This is a genomic window from Fervidicola ferrireducens (genome assembly GCF_001562425.1).
In the GTDB taxonomy this organism is placed as follows: Bacteria; Bacillota; Thermosediminibacteria; order Thermosediminibacterales; family Thermosediminibacteraceae; genus Fervidicola; species Fervidicola ferrireducens.
This window is the reverse complement of the sequence record NZ_LOED01000040.1, coordinates 1-15,267: the sequence shown is the minus strand read 5'-3', so window position 1 is coordinate 15,267 and position 15,267 is coordinate 1. Positions and strand designations below refer to the sequence as shown.

Sequence of the window (15,267 nt, the reverse complement as noted above, 5' to 3'; positions counted from 1 at the left end):
GAAGATAGACATAGCACAATACCTACTCAGCATTCCCGGCATAGGGATAGTAACCGTAGCTGGATTTCTAGCGGAAGTAGGTGACCTAGCCAACTACGCACACTTTAAGCAGATACAAAAACTAGCGGGGCTCAACATAGCAGAAAACCAATCGGGGAAACACAAAGGGAAGGCCAAGATTTCCAAGAGGGGCCGTCCGGAATTGCGGAATCTCCTTTACAAAGCAAGCCTTGTGTTAGTAGCCAAAAACAAGGAATTCAAAGCCCTTTACGACTATTTCCTGAAAAGGCCCCAAAATCCATTAAAATCCAAGCAGGCATTAATAGCAATATCAGTGAAGCTAATAAGGGTAATGTTCACGCTTGCTAAAAAGAGAGAAAATTACGATTCGAAGAAAGTTCTTGGAGAACACCGTATGAAGCAAATAAACCAGCTAGCGGCATAAAAGTGAGATAGCCAACAAGGCGGGGAAGCTCTGTCACCTCATAAGGGCAAGACCCTGCATTCAAGCAAGGAGCTCCCCGCCTTGCCCTCGAAGGCAGGACGAAGGAATGTAATAAGGGCGTAGGACCCCGGGAGACATGATAGGGTAGTCGGGGGCATGAGTGAAGGATATGATAGGCAACTTTATGTAAGTTGTCGGAGGTGGTCTTGTTTTGTCTAAAAAATCTATGGTTAAGCAACAAAAGCAGCCTAAATTCAGAGAAAAACTAAGATTTTAAGAGTTTTATTTAGCTAATCAAAAAATATTGAGATAGAGGTGACAGGAGCAAGAAAGGGAATCTCAACACAAGGATTGAGGTAGATGAAAATGGTGCTGTACTCAGAATTGGAAATGGGCAGCTTGCAATTTACGGCAAGATACCGATGCCGCATCTTGCAAAGGACAGTTCAGATAAGAGGGAATATTACAGATGGCAGTATGCCCATGAGATAGTAAGGCTGGCAGAAGAAAAGAAAAAAGCGATAGCAATCGAGAGATTGGACATAAAGGACAAAGGAAGAAGAGGAGACTTTTCAGGGAGGAAGGTAAGGAGGATAAGGCACAGCTTCAGCTACAGGTCGATTATAGAGAAAATCAAGGTTTTAGCTAAGAGGAAGGGCATACAAGTAATAGAGGTCAATCCCGCATACACATCAATAATAGGTATGCTGAAATATGCACCGCAGTATATGATAAGCAAGGACGTTGCAGCAGCGTATGTCATAGCAAGAAGAGGACTTGGATTAAAAGAGCAAATTCCCGAAGGATATATGGCGATTCTAAAAGAATTGGATATTGACGAATTGGAAGAAATAAAAGAGCACGTAAAGAAGACAGTAAAAAACAAACAATTAAAGAAAAGGCAACTAAAAGAGATAGAAAAGATGATAAAACTGATACAAAGCCTTGGGAGTGAGCCTGGGAAGGCATCAAGGCCTCTGGGTGGAACAAGCTTTGGTGCTGGTAGCGGAAGCTACAATCTCTGGCGAGTTCTCAAGGTAGCGGTGGTAACGCCACTCTCTCCTGAGAAGGTCTTGCGAGACATCTCTGTCCTGAAGAGGGTAATCTTTTCAGGGCAAGTGGGGAGACCCGGATAAGGGCGCGAGTTCCTGTTTCTTGGGACAGGGGCTATGGGAGTGCTTAAATACCGCCTGCTGGGAATGGGCACTCTCTGAAAGGGCGGACTATAAATAGCCCAGCTGCTCAAACTGTTCAGTTTTGCACAGTTTGAGTAACCAGGTGCGGTAAGGCTTCCCAGGGCTTTTTACAGGTCCCTTATGGACGAAAGTCCTTCTGAATACGGCGGCATCCCCAAAAACCTTCTAGGAAAGGTCACCTTAAAGAGCGGTGCTTACGTGGACGGGATATTCAGCCAGAGGCCCGACGGCAGGGTCACCGTAAGGTATAAACTTCCGGGCTCGGGGGACCACCTGCAGGAAGACTTCGACTTCGTGGTGTGCGCCATCCCATTTTCTACGCTGCGGAATGCCAAAATAGACCCGCTTTTTTCCACGAGAAAAATGCAGGCCATACGGGAATTGGGCTACGCCCAGGCTCAAAAAAGCCTTATGTTTTGCAGATTCCGGTTCTGGGAAAAGGGCGGACCCGAGGAGCGGATAATAGGCGGCGGAAGCTACACGGACCTTTTGATATCCCAGATTTGGTACCCGTCCGACCACGCCCGCCTCGTAAAAACCGGAGAATAAACCAGGTGGGATTTTCGCCCCGGGGCTTCTCCTGAGGAGCCGGGGGTGCTGCTTGCCTCGCAGCACCCATTCCTGGGCGAACGGTGCCTTCAGGACCGCCATGCAGGCGGCTCTTGACATCGCGAAAACCGCTTACAAAATTTAATTTTTTTAATTTATAATGTATATACATCTAGACATATAGACCGAACGATGGTATATTGATGTTGGGGGGATTCTGATGCCGATTAAAAAAGGGCCGATTCCGGCCTATTTCAGGCTGAAGCAGATAATAATGGACGACATAAAAAACCTGAGGATGAAGCCCGGGGACCCGCTACCTTCGGAGAGGGAATACTGCGAGCGCTTCGGGCTCAGCAGGATGACGGTGAGGCAGGCTTTAAAGGAACTCGAGCACGAGGGAGTTATAGTGAGGGAAAGGGGAAGGGGAAGCTTCGTCGCAATTCCCCCGATAGAGCAGGAAGGCATAATGAGCTTTACCGAAATGGTCAAAGCAAGAGGCATGATACCCGAGACTAAAGTGTTGGAATTCAAAAGAATCCCCGCGGGGGAACTGGGGGATTTGCTCGAGATCGACCCGAAAGAAGAAATATATAAGATAACCCGGCTGAGGAAAGCGAGCGGCGTACCGGTGGCGGTGGAAACGGTGTTCATCCCTGTGCTTTTAGTGCCCGGCATTGAGTCGGTCGACCTTTCCGGTTCGCTCTTTTCGACGTTGAGCGAGCGCTACGGCATAGAAATCAGGAAATCAAAGACCAGTTTTTCGGCCATTTTGTCTACGCCGGAACTGGAAGAGCTGCTAATGCTGCGGGGGACAGCGCCTCTTTTAAAAGTGGAGAGCCTTAACTTCCATACAAAGCCGGTTTTTTACGAAATCTCGTACTACCGGTCGGACCAGTTCAAAATAACGGTAAATCTAAGCAGGTAGGAGGGATTCTAAGTGAAATTGATTATAGCCAGAGATTACGAAGAAATGAGCAAAAAGGCCGCGCAAATAATAGCGGAGGAAATAAAGAAAAAGCCGAATCTCGTGCTCGGCCTTGCGACGGGTGGCACGCCGGTGGGAACTTATCGGGAACTTGTAAAGATGTACAAAAACGGCGAGGTCGACTTTTCCCGGGTAATAACCTTCAACCTCGACGAATACCTGGGCCTTTCTCCCGATGACGAACGCAGCTATCATTACTACATGTACTCCAATTTCTTCAACCACGTCAACGTAAAGCCGGAAAACATTCACATACCGAACGGTGTTGCAGAGGACATAGATGAAGAATGCCGTCGCTACGACGAAGCTATAGAAAAGGCCGGGGGTATAGACCTTCAGCTCTTGGGAATAGGCGTCAACGGCCACATCGGGTTCAACGAGCCGGGGGATGAGCTTTTGACGGCCACCCATGTCACCAATCTCGCGCCCGATACCATTAAGGCCAATGCCCGGTTTTTTGAAAGCATAGACGAAGTCCCAAAGAAGGCCATAACCGTGGGACTCGGGACCATAATGAAGGCAAAGAAGATAATTCTCCTTGCAAGCGGAAGGGAAAAGGCAAAAATAATGGCGGAGCTTTTGGATGAGGACGCCGTTTCAACGAAAGTGCCGGCCTCGTTTTTGCTACTGCACCGGGACGTCACCATCATAATGGATGAAGAGGCCGCGGAAGTCTACCGCGGGAAAAAGGGCGGCGCACCGGGCACCGCCGGAAGGTAGGTGAAAATATGAATCTGGTTGTGAAAAATGCGAGAGTAATAACGCCGTACGAGATTTTAGAAGGCCATGCGGTTCTGGTAAGAAATGGCATAATCTTCGATATCAAGAAGGACTTGCCCGAAGAAGGCGCCGATGCTGTAGTGGACGCAAGGGGATATTACCTGGGGCCGGGCTTTATCGACATCCACAACCACGGAAACTGCGGCAAGGACTTCATGGACGCCTCATTCGAGGCTTATGAGACCATGGCAAGGTTCCATTTGACCCATGGTGTTACCGGGTTTTTAGCCACCGTAATGACCGCTTCTTTCGACGAAATGAAAAGAGCCCTTTCTGCGGCGGCAAGGTACATGAGAGAACAAAGCGGCGGGAAAAAAGCGAGGATGCTCGGGATATATCTGGAGGGGCCCTATTTTTCACCGAAAAAAAAGGGGGCCCAACCCCCCGAACATATAAGAAAACCGGACGTAAAAGAGCTGAAAGAATTGGTAGAAGCTTCCTGCGGTACCGTAAGAGTCGTATCCCTTGCCCCTGAGGTGGAGGGGGCAGAAAACGCGATTAAGTTTTTGAAAGAAAAGGGGATTACCGTTGCCATGGGGCATACCGATGCCACGTATGAAGAGGCAAAAAGGGGTATAAATCTCGGTATAACCCTTGCCACTCATACCTTCAACGGTATGAGGGGGTTTGAACACCGGGAGCCAGGTGCGGTTGGGGCATGCCTAACCGACGACAGGGTATACTGCGAGATAATATGCGACGGGATACATCTCAGCAAGGCCGCCGTAGACCTTATAATCCGCGCCAAAGGCAGGGAAAAGGTTGTGCTGGTGTCGGACGCCATGATGGCGGCCGGGCTTTCCGATGGCGAATACACCCTGGGAGGGCAAAGGGTTTTCGTGAAAGGCGGCAGGGCGGCTTTGGCCGATGGCACTATCGCCGGTTCTACCCTCACCCTTGATAGGGCGGTAAGGTACCTCGTGAAGACGTTAGGGTTGCCGCTGAAAGATGCGCTCCGGATGGCGAGTTTGAATCCTGCCAGAGCCTGCGGGCTTGCAGGCAGAAAGGGCAGCATAGAGGTGGGGAAAGACGCCGACATGGTGATATTCGACGACAACCTGGATATAAAAACTGTCATAGTGGGAGGAGAAGTTTTTGATTTTCGGAGTTGAAGGCGGAACTTAAAAGTGTCCGCCCGATTCGTTTAACATGCGGCCCCCGAATTCCGGGGACTTTTTTTCTCCTTCAGGTGAAAAGCGGTTCGTGCCCCAGACGCCGAGAAGAATCATAAAGGCCCCTGCCGCATGGGTCAGAGCGAAGGGTTCGTGGCGGAAGACTACCCCCGCGAGGACCGAGATGACCGTGGTGAGATTGGAAAAGACAGCCGAACGAGAGGCCGGGAGCCTCGAAAGCGAGTAATTTACGAGGAAAAAGGCTATCACCGACGAACCTATGCCCAGGTACAAAAGGGCGAAAACCACCTGAAAATCGGAAAGCGGGGCGAAAAAACCTTCAAGTTTTCCCGATTTCAGGTGAAGGATAAAGGCAATCAGGTTGAAGAAAGCCGCACCCACCCACATCATGACGAAGGTGATTTCAAAGGGCGAGTAGTTAAACGAGAATTTTCTGCTGAAAATATTGAAGAATGCCGCGGATATCACTGCGCCGAAAAGAAAAAGAAGTCCTATTTTGCCGTCATAGGTGCCGTTCATCCCCTGCGATGCTGTGATGATTATGACCCCCGCCACCGACAACAAAGTAAACAACACCTGAAGGGGGCTCAGCCGTTCCTTCAATATTACGGTACCCAAAACCGCGACGAATATGGGAATGAGGGCTATCATTATGCCCGCCTGCGAAGACGTGGTGTACTTCACTCCTAGGGTTTCGAAGATGAAATAGCACACCGGTTCCAAAAACGAAACAAAAAAAAGCGGCAGGAGGCTTTTTCCTTTAAAAGAAATGCGCACCATCCCCGATACAGCAATTAACGTCACGGCCAAAGCGGCTATGGCGAACCTGAAACCCATCAACCTGAAGGGGTCGACTTTCTCAAGAGCGCTTTTTGTAAAGAGGAACGAAAATCCGAAAATTGAAGAAAATCCTATTCCCGCAAGATACCCTTTGATTTTTTCTGCTCTCATAACATCACCTTGCAATATAATAACACAAAAATTGCTCTTTGTGCATCGTTGGCTCATTTTTGCCTAATTTTATGGTATATTATTCTTATCCTTCATGAAATCGGGGGTGTATGATTTGCTTTTTTCCAAATTGGAGAGGATAAAAAAGGATATCGAAAAGATGGCATCTTTTACCTCGACTCCAGGGCAGGGGATCACACGCTTTAGCTATACCCGGGAGCATGAAAAGGCGAGGGATTACATAATGTCCGAAATGGAAAAAGCGGGACTCGAAGTGAAGGAAGACGGCGTCGGAAACATCGTCGGGAGAAGAAAGGGGAAAAGTGAACTGCCGCCTATATTGGTTGGTTCCCACATCGATTCGGTAAAAAATGGCGGTGCGTTTGACGGCGCTGCGGGTATTGTAGCAGGACTTGAGCTTTCCAGGGTTCTTAAAGAAAACCGGGTAGAACTTGAAACACCCATAGAAATAGTGGCGTTAGTGGAAGAAGAAGGGGGTAGGTTCGGAGGAGGGCTGTTCGGGAGCCGGGCCGTCGCCGGGCTGGTAAATGAGGAAGATTTAAAAAGCCTGACAGATGACGGCGGTGTAAGCCTTTACGATGCAATGAAGGGTTTCGGGTTAAACCCGGAAAATATAAAAGATGCAGTGCGTCCTAAGGGGTCGTTTAAATGCTTTCTGGAGCTCCACATAGAACAGGGGCCGGTCCTGGAAAGGGAAAATAAGAATATAGGCGTGGTAGATGCCATCGTGGGCATTGCAGAGTACGTTGTCAGGATAAAAGGCAGGGCTGACCATGCCGGGACGACACCCATGAATGTAAGGCTGGACGCTCTGGTGAAGGCTTCGGAAATGATACTAGAAATAAATCGTTGGGCGTTGCGGGAAGGTGAAGGCACCGTGGCGACCGTGGGAAAGATAAAGGTTCTTCCGGGAGCTGCCAATATAGTCCCAAGGGAAGTACAATTTTCGGTGGACGTTCGCTCCAAAGACAAAGGCATAATGGTGCGAATGGAAGAGAAAATGAAGGACTTTTTGGAGGGCTTGCGAAAAGACGGTTTCATCGGGGAAATTGATAATGTGATATTTGTGGACCCCGTATTTATGGATGAAAAAATAAAAAACGTAATCAAGGATACGGCCAAATCCCTCAACCTTTCTTATAAGACGATGGTAAGTGGTGCCGGACACGATGCAATGATACTGTCGAATATATGCCCGGTGGGTATGATTTTTGTTCCGAGTAAAGACGGGAGGAGCCATTGTCCCGATGAATTTACTGACTTCGAGTGGCTGAAAAAAGGAATCGATGTAATGATAAATACTGTGCTCAAGCTGGATAAAATTTGATTGAGAAAATCACTGAATTGTTTGAGATTAGAAGTTATAATTATTATTTGAGCGGACAACCGCTAGAAAAAGTTGCGGAGGAGTCGACATTGGCAGTTTATAGTGTAATAAGACCCTTCAACAACAACGTGGTGCTCGCAAAAGACGAAAAAACCAAAGAAGAGGCGGTGCTGGTCGGAAAGGGCATAGGCTTTAACGTCCGCCCCGGAGATAAGGTGGAAGAAACGAAAATAGAAAAGGTATTTTATTTTTTCGACAGGGACCAGTTCAGGCAGTATGAAACTGTCGTAAGCCGCATAGATAAGCGTGTAATCGGAGTTGCCGAAGAAATCATCGCCATGGCCTGTGCGGAATTTAAAACTCCCCTCAACGAGCACATCCACGTGGCCTTGGCGGACCACATAAATTTCACGCTGGAGCGCCTCGCCGGAGGTCTTGAAATAAATAACCCTTTTCTCGAAGAGATAAAGGTGCTGTATCCCGAGGACTACGAGCTCGCCTGCAAAGCGGCGAGGTTAATAGAGGAGAGATTTGATGTAAAAATTCCCGATGGGGAAAAGGGCTTTATTGCGATGCACCTTCACTCCGCCAGGGCAAACAGGGAAGTCTCAAAGACCGTAAAGTACGCATCTATGATAAATAAAATGGTCGAGATAATCGAGGGTGAACTGGGCAAAAAAATCGAAAGGGATGGCATAAATTACGCAAGACTACTGGTTCATCTGAGGTTTACATTGGAGAGAATAGACAAAAACATCCCCATAAAAAATCCCCTGCTTTCCAACATAAAAAAGGAATTCCGGGGAAGCTACGCCATAGCCAAAAAGTTGGGTGATTTCATTTACGAACGCATGGGGAAAAGAGTTCCCGAAGATGAAATTGGATATCTTGCGCTGCACATTCACAGGATAAGCTTCTCTATAGCCGGAGAACAATTGTAATGCTCGTGCAACAATAATGAATAGTTAAAAATGCGAGCAATAATTAAAAATCGAACAATATTGTATCAATCTAAGACAATTTTTATCTTTTATTTTTTGCCCAAAATCTCCCATAATGAAACATTATTTTTGTTATTGTTCCAAATTGAAACAAACCAATATTTTGCATTTATTTTTGTTAAGCGAAAGCAAAAAAATCTGGGGTTTTAGCCTTCGCAAAATATTGAAATGGTGGCATAAAGATTGCAATGAGAATTGGAGCTGTAGACAAAAATAATCGATTAAACAAGAAGGAGGCATAAAGATGCTGGACGACCTTACAAGAATGGCAGAACCTTACAGGATAAAGATGGTAGAACCTTTAAAGATACTGTCGAGAGAGGAGAGGATTGAAAAAATAAAAGAAGCTGGATACAACCCCTTCATGCTAAAGTCCGAGGATGTATACATCGACCTTTTGACCGACAGCGGCACATCTGCAATGAGCGACTACCAATGGGCTGGTATGATGCTCGGCGATGAGGCTTATGCCGGAAGCAGGAACTACATCCACCTTTGTGAAGTGGTAAAGGACGTATTTGGCTACAATTATACCGTCCCTACCCATCAGGGCAGGGGGGCAGAAAAGGTCTTGTTCCCCCTTCTTATAAAAAAGGGTCAGTACGTTTTGGGCAACATGCACTTTGATACAACGAAAGCGCATATTGAATTGGCAGGGGGTATTGCCAAAAATTTTGTGATAAAGGAAGCAGAGGATACGGAAAATTACCACCCCTTTAAAGGAAATTTTGACATAGAAAGAATGGAAGCCTTCATTAAAGAAGTCGGCCCCGAAAATGTAGCCTTCATCCTTGCAACGGTAACGTGCAACAGCGCAGGCGGCCAGCCGGTATCCATGGAGAATATCAAGGAAGTCAAAAAGGTAGCGGATAAATACGGCATAAGGTTCTTTATAGATGCTGCGAGGTTTGCAGAAAACGCGTATTTTATAAAGGAAAGAGAAAAGGGATATGAGAATAAGACTATAAAAGAGATCGTAAGGGAGATGTTCTCCTACGCTGAAGGCTTCACCATGTCGGCGAAAAAGGATGCCCTCGTGAATATCGGAGGTATGATAGCGATTAAAGACGATGAAGAACTTTACAAGAAAGTACAGCAGATGGTAGTTCCCATGGAAGGTTTTGTAACTTACGGCGGCCTTGCGGGAAGAGACATGGAAGCGATGGCTCGCGGTTTGGAAGAAGTGTTAGACGAAAATTATCTATACTGGCGGGTTAACCAGGTTAAATACCTGGGAGACAAACTCAGGGAAGCAGGCATACCCATACAGTACCCCACGGGTGGACACGCAGTATTCATAGACGGCAAAAAGTTCCTGCCGCACATTCCACAGACCCAGTATCCTTCCCAGGTGATATGTGTGGAACTTTACATTGAGGCGGGTATTAGGGCGGTAGAAGTGGGAACCCTCCTGGCAGGCAGAGACCCGATAACGAAAGAGGAAATACTTCCGGCAATGGATTTCGTCAGGCTTACCATACCGAGGAGGGTTTACACCAACAGCCACATGGATGTAATCGCAGAAGCAGTAAAAAGGGTCTACGCGAGGCGCGAGTCTTTAAAAGGCCTAAGGTTGGTCTACGAGCCGCCGGTGCTCAGGCACTTCCTCGCGAGGTTAGAGCCGGTTGAATAAAATAAAAAATCTAGGGGTGAGGTTATGGAAAATTATGAAAGGGATCAGTGGAAGTCGAGGGCGGGATTTATCTTTTCGACAGTAGGCGCTGCAGTCGGCCTCGGGAATTTCTGGCGCTTCCCCTTCATGGCCTATCAAAACGGAGGAGGCGCCTTCATCCTCCCTTATTTCTTCGCGCTCCTTACAGCCGGAGTGCCCCTTATGATAATGGAGTTTTCCTTCGGGCACAAGATGAGAGGCGGAGCCACCCTTTCTTTTGCAAAACTCGGAAAGAAGTACGAATTTATCGGCTGGTGGCAGACTATGGTGCCCCTCATAGTAATGTGCTATTATTCGACTATAATTGCATGGAGCTTGAACTATCTGGTATTTGCCATCACGCAGGCGTGGGGCGCCGATCCAAACGCCTTCTTCGGAGGAAAATTCTTAGGAGTATCCAGCGGCCCGTGGGACCTGGGAGGATTCAGGTGGAATATAGCTGCAGGGGTTATAATCGTATGGCTTTTGAATTACACCATTACCAAAAAAGGAATATCCGGTGGAATTGAAAAAGCCTGCAAGGTGATGACTCCGCTATTGGCAATTTTGATGGTAATCATTACAATAAGAGGCTTAACCTTGCCCGGTGCTGCTTACGGCCTCAACTGGTTTTTGAAGCCCGACTTTTCAAAGATAATGAACGCGAAGGTATGGATCGCTGCTTACGCTCAGGTGTTCTTTTCAACCACCTTGGCTGTCGGCGTTATGATAGCTTATGCCAGCTACTTGTCGGAAAAATCTGATATTGTCAACAACTCATTTATTACCGTATTTTCAAACTCCAGCTTCGATTTCATGGCGGGACTTGCCGTATTCAGCATCCTCGGCTATGTCTCAGTGGCTTCGGGAGTGCCCTTTGAAGAGGTAGCGACGAGCGGTGCAGGTGTGGCTTTTGTAGCATTCCCGAAAGCCATAAGTATGCTGCCAATGCCTAAGTTCTTGCAGAGCATTTTCGGAATTATGTTCTTCTTTGCACTATTCATAGCAGGAATTTCTTCCAGTATCTCCATGCTGGAATCCTTTGCTACCGCTGCCCTTGATAAATACAATATGTCGAGAGAAAGTATAATAACAAGGATATCCATCGGCGGATTTTTAGGAAGCATGTTTATCGCTACCGGTGCAGGCGTTCACATCCTTGATATCGTAGACCATTTCGTTGGAAACTACGGCATAGCCCTCTTGGGGTTAATTGAGGCTGTTTTGCTCGGGTACGTATACGGAACTGATAAAATAAAAGAACACGCCAACAGATATTCGGATTTCAGGATAGGCTGGTGGTTGGACTTCTGCGTAAAATACCTCACCCCTGCTATATTGGGTTATATGTTTATCCAAAACATCATCAATGAATTCAAAGCTCCTTATGGCGGATATCCGATGAGCGCTGTGGTAATTCTCGGCTGGGGTGCGGCGATAGGAATGCTGGTTGCGGCTCTATACCTTTCGTCAAGGCCGTGGACCAAAATGGACCCCTACTTGCAAACGGACAAAAAGGTGGTGTCTGAAAATGACTAACGGGGGAATGGAACCCGGCGCGATAGCAATGCTTATTTTCGGCGTTACGCTGCTCTATGGAGGTCTTGCCTTATTCATCTCCATAGCTTTAAGAAAGGAAAAAAAAAGATAAATTTGTTTGGAATAAAAAGCCTCTGGAGTCCGGCTGCTGGCTCTAGAGGCTCTTTTTTGAGTAGATAATTTATGGAAATAAAAGGAAAAGAGGGCGGGTATATAAATGTGATAAAATAAAAATACCTGAGCCTGATATTGGGGGCGGAAGGGGGTGCGCCAGTGAAAATCCTTTCCGAAATGATAAATAGCATTGAAATTATTCTAAACCACGTCCATGAGGGAATCGTAATCGCCGACAGGGATGGAAAAGTGCTCTATGTGAACGAAGCAAATGAAAGGATTACCGGCCTTGAAAACAGCAAGATTTTGGGGAAATATGTCAAAGATGTGGCGCCGGAATCCTCCATCCCGGAAGTGATAAAAACCGGCAAGGAAAAGCTCGGGGTTAAGACCCGTGTGAATGACCGGTACGTAATTTCCAATATAGTGCCAATTAAGGAAAAGGAGAGCGGCGAATTAATAGGGGCTATCTCGGTATTTCTGGACATCACGGAACTTGAAACTTTAAACGCAAAGCTCATAAAAGCGCAAGAGAAGATAAATAAGCTTTCCCTTCAGCTTTCTAGCTTTATGGGGAATGAAGAGCCAATAATTGGCAAGAACGCAAAAATGCAAAAGGCTTTTTCCCTCGCGTTAAAAGCGGCCAATGTAAATTCCAACGTGCTGATAACAGGGGAAAGCGGCACCGGCAAGGAAGTGGTGGCAAAATTCATCCACGAAAAAGGCACGAGGAAAAACAAACCCTTCGTTGCGGTAAACTGCGGGGCGATTCCAGAAAACCTTTTGGAGAGCGAACTTTTTGGATACGAAGCGGGTGCCTTCACAGGAGCATCGTCTAGAGGCAAGCCCGGTCTTTTTGAACAGGCAAACGGCGGGACGATTTTCCTCGATGAAATAGGAGATATGCCTTACCCCTTGCAGGTAAAACTCTTAAGGGTTCTGCAGGAAAAGGAGATTATGAGGGTAGGGGGCACACAGAAAATAAAACTGGATGTAAGGGTTATAGCAGCTACCAACAGGGATATAGAAGCGATGGTAAAAGAAAAGAAGTTCAGAGAAGACCTGTATTACCGTTTGAACGTAATAAAAATAGACCTTCCGCCTTTAAAGGAACGAAAGGAAGACCTCCCCCTTTATATTTCCTATTTTTTGAACAAACTGTCGTCAAGGCTCGGGAAGGAAAAGCCGAAGGTCGCATCGGCTGCAATGAAATTGCTTTTGAATTATGATTATCCGGGGAACATCAGGGAACTTGAAAATATCCTGGAAAACAGCCTCATCATCGATGATGACGGCTCGATAACCGTAGAGGACCTGCCCGAGTACCTTCTAAAGGGAAACACTTATAAATATTTTGATTTGCTTAAAGAGCGATGGCCGAAGCTTTATGAAGTAGAAAAAAGCGTTATAGAAGAGAGTATAAGGGTTTTTAAAAATAAAACGAAGGTTGCGGAAATTCTGGGTATCCCCCGCTCCACCTTATATAGAAAAATAAAGGAATACGGAATAAAATGCTGACGGGGTGTTAATTGGCAGTGTAAAATTTAAGTAGTGACCGTTGAAAAATGCAAATTTTATACCTTACCTTCCTTTTCAATGGCCGCTGATTGCTACACCCCATTGAACCTAAAAATCTCGTTCGGATGTACAAAGAGGGAAAGCTTGATTTTTCGCAGGTTATAATCTTCTTTTTAATCTATAAATACATCATTTTTCAATTTGATCCCCGGTTTCGGGGGATTTTTTCATTTTCCAAGGAAAGGGAAAAACGGTTGGTGCCCCAAACGCCTAAAAGTATCATTACAGCACCGGCCGCATGGTAGAGTGTGAAGAGTTCGCCGCGCAAAATTACTCCGGTCGATTACATATAAAACATAAAGGCTACCGTGTTGAAAAAATATGAAATGAGATTACAAAAATTTTATTTTTGCATGAAGGATTATTACAAAAAGTGTAGAATATATTAAATATATTATTATAAAAAGAGGTGAGGTTATGCCGGGGAATTTGGAAAAAATCCAGGCTATTATGAACAACCTGAAACCTTCGGAAAAAAAGATAGCCCAATATATTCTGAGAAACCCCGAGGAGATTTCGGACCTTCCCATAGCGGAGCTTGCCAAAAGGTGCGGCACCAGCGAAGCAAGCGTTGTTAGGTTTTGCAGGACCTTAGGATACAAGGGCTATCAGGACTTGAAAATTAAAGTTTCGGCAGATGTGGCCGTAAAGAGCAAAAAGGTTCAGGGCGTCGTCAGCATAGATGACGATGTGGATGCCATAATAACTAAAGTGTCAAAAAACAACATGCTGGCTGTGGAAAACACCATGGATATTCTTGACCGCAGCGAGGTCCTTAAAGCGGCGGAGGCACTTTTGAGGGCAAAGAAGATAGATTTTTACGGAGTTGGGGCGTCGGGTATCGTAGCACAAGACGCCATGCACAAATTCATGAGGATAAACAAGGCCTGCACCGCCTATACCGACACCCACATGCAGCTTACGTCGGCGGCAAATCTTTCCCCGGAAGACGTGGCCGTGGGAATATCCTATTCCGGACAGACCATGGACACCGTCGATGCCTTGAGGCTTGCCAAAAATGCCGGAGCGACGACTATATGCATAACGAAGTTCGGCCATTCTCCGATAACTAAGGTCTCCGATATAAAGCTTTTTGTTACTTCCTCCGAGGCGCTTTTCAGGAGCGGGGCTATGGCCTCCCGCATGGCTCAACTCAACGTCATCGATATACTTTTTACCATAGTGGCCTGCAAAAAGTACGACGATATTATAAAGTATCTGGAAAATACCAGCGAAGCCGTCGCACCAAGGAAGTATTGATTTTTATAATAATTATTTTTTTAAAGCATGATGAAGTGAAGTTACTTACTATAGATATTAAAATGAAATTATAATTACAAAAGCATTCCTGTAATAAATTGAAATAGCCTTTGCAAACTAAAAACCCTCCTGGTAAAAAAGTAATTGAAGACACCAATCAACCAGGAGGGTGAAAGACATGAACAAAATTGAAAAACTCCTTTTAGTCCATGGTTCAGATTTAATTTTTATCGGTATTGATGTAGCTAAGAAGAGCCACTACGCAAGAATCATAGACCACATCGGCCTCGAACCGGTAAAACCTTTCAAGTTTAATAATAGCAAAGATGGGTACTTTCGTCTAGTCTCAAAAATACTCGAAGCCAAAGAAAAATCGAAAGCGACAAGGGTAATAATAGGCCTTGAACCCAGCGGCCATTACTGGAAGCCCCTAACTTGGTTTCTAAAAGAACAGGGATATCAGGTAGTCCTGGTAAACCCATATCACGTAAAGAAAAGGAAAGAAGAGGAAGACAACAGCCCCACCAAAAACGACCGAAAGGACGCACTAATAATTGCAAAACTCGTAAAAGAGGGTAAGTTTCTAAACTGCCTCTTACCCGAAGGGATTTACGCAGACTTAAGGAACCTTTCGGTAGCAAGAAAGCAGCTAATAAACAAGCTCAACAGCGCAAAAAACAAGCTAATTTCTATCTTAGACGAATACTTCCCCGAATTCGAAGAAGTATTCAAGA

14 protein-coding genes and 1 pseudogene are annotated in these 15,267 nt (G+C 46.1%); 14 read left to right on the top strand and 1 reads right to left on the bottom strand.

Going from position 1 to position 15,267, the window contains the following annotated elements; genetic code table 11:
* The 6 genes and pseudogenes from AN618_RS10900 to nagA form a co-directional block, all read left to right on the top strand.
* Positions 1-445, top strand: a 445-nt coding sequence (locus AN618_RS10900; RefSeq protein WP_157081724.1) for a transposase, incomplete at its 5' end; no start/stop codon positions are given.
* Positions 446-837: 392 nt separating this feature from the next.
* A pseudogene (locus AN618_RS10895) lies at positions 838-1,576 on the top strand (IS200/IS605 family accessory protein TnpB-related protein); the annotation flags it as partial.
* Positions 1,577-1,761: 185 nt separating this feature from the next.
* Positions 1,762-2,190: an FAD-dependent oxidoreductase gene (locus AN618_RS10890; protein ID WP_066354995.1), complete on the top strand. Its 429-nt coding sequence runs from the start codon at positions 1,762-1,764 to the stop codon at positions 2,188-2,190.
* Between the two features lie 220 nt (positions 2,191-2,410).
* Positions 2,411-3,118, top strand: coding sequence for a GntR family transcriptional regulator (locus AN618_RS10885; RefSeq protein ID WP_066354993.1), 708 nt, complete (start codon positions 2,411-2,413; stop codon positions 3,116-3,118).
* A 12-nt stretch (positions 3,119-3,130) separates the two neighbouring features.
* Entirely contained in the window at positions 3,131-3,898 is a 768-nt protein-coding gene (gene nagB / locus AN618_RS10880; RefSeq protein ID WP_066354986.1) for a glucosamine-6-phosphate deaminase, read from the top strand.
* A gap of 8 nt (positions 3,899-3,906) precedes the next feature.
* Positions 3,907-5,070 (top strand): N-acetylglucosamine-6-phosphate deacetylase, encoded by a 1,164-nt coding sequence (gene nagA / locus AN618_RS10875; RefSeq protein WP_066354982.1) that lies wholly within the window; start codon positions 3,907-3,909, stop codon positions 5,068-5,070.
* Between the two features lie 9 nt (positions 5,071-5,079).
* Here the strand turns inward: nagA and AN618_RS10870 are convergent, their stop codons facing one another.
* Entirely contained in the window at positions 5,080-6,042 is a 963-nt protein-coding gene (locus AN618_RS10870; protein WP_066354979.1) for a DMT family transporter, read from the bottom strand.
* 94 nt (positions 6,043-6,136) lie between these two features.
* On the opposite strand from AN618_RS10870, the gene AN618_RS10865 reads away from it, so the two are divergent.
* The 8 genes from AN618_RS10865 to AN618_RS10835 all read left to right on the top strand — a co-directional run.
* Positions 6,137-7,390, top strand: coding sequence for a Zn-dependent hydrolase (locus tag AN618_RS10865; RefSeq protein WP_066354976.1), 1,254 nt, complete (start codon positions 6,137-6,139; stop codon positions 7,388-7,390).
* An 89-nt stretch (positions 7,391-7,479) separates the two neighbouring features.
* Positions 7,480-8,331 carry a glucose PTS transporter transcription antiterminator GlcT gene (glcT, locus tag AN618_RS10860; RefSeq protein ID WP_066354974.1) on the top strand — a complete coding sequence of 284 codons (852 nt, stop codon included), beginning with the start codon at positions 7,480-7,482 and terminating at the stop codon, positions 8,329-8,331.
* Positions 8,332-8,635: 304 nt separating this feature from the next.
* Positions 8,636-10,024: a tryptophanase gene (locus AN618_RS10855; RefSeq protein WP_066354971.1), complete on the top strand. Its 1,389-nt coding sequence runs from the start codon at positions 8,636-8,638 to the stop codon at positions 10,022-10,024.
* Positions 10,025-10,048: 24 nt separating this feature from the next.
* Complete coding sequence (locus tag AN618_RS10850; protein ID WP_066354968.1) at positions 10,049-11,581, top strand: sodium-dependent transporter; 1,533 nt, start codon at positions 10,049-10,051, stop codon at positions 11,579-11,581.
* Positions 11,574-11,693 (top strand): MetS family NSS transporter small subunit, encoded by a 120-nt coding sequence (locus AN618_RS13190; protein WP_222926485.1) that lies wholly within the window; start codon positions 11,574-11,576, stop codon positions 11,691-11,693. Before AN618_RS10850 ends, AN618_RS13190 begins: the two co-directional genes overlap by 8 nt.
* Positions 11,694-11,854: 161 nt before the next feature.
* A complete protein-coding gene (locus tag AN618_RS10845; protein WP_157081723.1) occupies positions 11,855-13,213 on the top strand; it encodes a sigma-54 interaction domain-containing protein in 1,359 nt (452 codons plus the stop codon).
* Positions 13,214-13,690: 477 nt separating this feature from the next.
* Positions 13,691-14,533 (top strand): MurR/RpiR family transcriptional regulator, encoded by an 843-nt coding sequence (locus AN618_RS10840; protein WP_066354964.1) that lies wholly within the window; start codon positions 13,691-13,693, stop codon positions 14,531-14,533.
* Positions 14,534-14,711: 178 nt separating this feature from the next.
* Positions 14,712-15,267 (top strand): IS110 family transposase (locus AN618_RS10835; protein ID WP_157081675.1); only part of this gene is annotated, 556 nt, incomplete at its 3' end.